Raw genomic sequence first — 388 nt, forward strand, 5'->3', positions numbered from 1 at the left:
TTAATCGGCTTGCTGCTCCACCAGTTTTTCCAGATTTATATTTTCCTACCGGATATTGCCTAAAGTTGAATCCTAGAAAATCAAACCCGGGTTCTTCAGTCTTGCCGTTATACTCAATGGGATTGGTGCGAAACGTTTAGGAGTGAAATAGGGCTGCAATGCCCGAAATAACCTCTTAGTGGGACTTTCACCCCTTGGTGAAATATAGGGAGACGCACTCTCATTCTTATCCCTAGACCATCCCATAACTGTTTATATGTCCCGACGTGTGGCAAAATCCAAACAAGGCAGGGAACTCAAGGTCATGAACCAACTGAGAAATCAGGGAGTAAAGAGTAACGGCGACAGCCACCCCCAGTTTTGGGAATCATAACCCCAGGACTACAGC

General features: G+C 45.6%; 1 pseudogene. It reads right to left on the reverse strand.

Annotated features, from left to right (window positions below):
* Nucleotides 1–124 (reverse strand): annotated as a pseudogene (locus B9T16_RS29510) (RNA-dependent DNA polymerase); the annotation flags it as partial.
* Nucleotides 125–388 lie beyond the last annotated feature (264 nt).

It is taken from the genome of Arthrospira sp. PCC 8006, from assembly GCF_046480465.1.
In the GTDB taxonomy this organism is placed as follows: domain Bacteria; phylum Cyanobacteriota; class Cyanobacteriia; order Cyanobacteriales; family Microcoleaceae; genus Limnospira; species Limnospira platensis.